Genomic DNA, 530 nt, shown 5'->3' on the forward strand with positions numbered 1-530 from the left:
CACTGCTGTCCGGTTTAAATTGCGGCCCATTGGAATTCCATCTGGTTGCGGCTTTTGAGCTTGTTCGGCGGTGGTTTGAGAAGCTGGTCTGTGGCCCGTCTGTGCATCAGGTTGATGCGTACGAGACGGGCAAAGGCGAGCGGGCTTGAGACGATCTTCTGGTCGGCGAGTGCCATCTTCATGATGAGGTAGGCGATCAGGGCGACAGCGATCTGGATACGCACGGCGTTCTCGGAATTGCCGAGAAAGTGGCGGATCTTCAGCGTCTGCTTGACCCAGCGGAAGAACAGCTCGATCGCCCATCGACGCTTGTAGAGATCGGCGATCTCTTCTGCCGGTGCATCGAGGTCGTTGGACAGCAGTCGCAGCAGCTTTCCCGTCTCGGTTCTGACGGTGATCTCGCGGACCGGATCGGCGAACGGGTTCTTTCTGTTGGCGGCCTGGCGTGCCGGCAAAAGGCCGATGCGATCGGACAGGATGGAGCTTCCGGCTGCGGCCACCTGCTCAGCCGTCACGGTAAGCGGCGTATG

At 59.8% G+C, this 530-nt stretch carries 1 protein-coding gene; it reads right to left on the bottom strand.

Annotated features, from left to right (window positions below; translation table 11 throughout):
• Positions 1-14: 14 nt before the first annotated feature.
• Positions 15-530: transposase (locus QTL95_RS16155; RefSeq protein ID WP_289720949.1), on the bottom strand; the 516-nt coding region annotated here is incomplete at its 5' end.

It is taken from the genome of Rhizobium sp. S152 (genome assembly GCF_030380735.1).
Classification (GTDB): domain Bacteria; phylum Pseudomonadota; class Alphaproteobacteria; order Rhizobiales; family Rhizobiaceae; genus Rhizobium.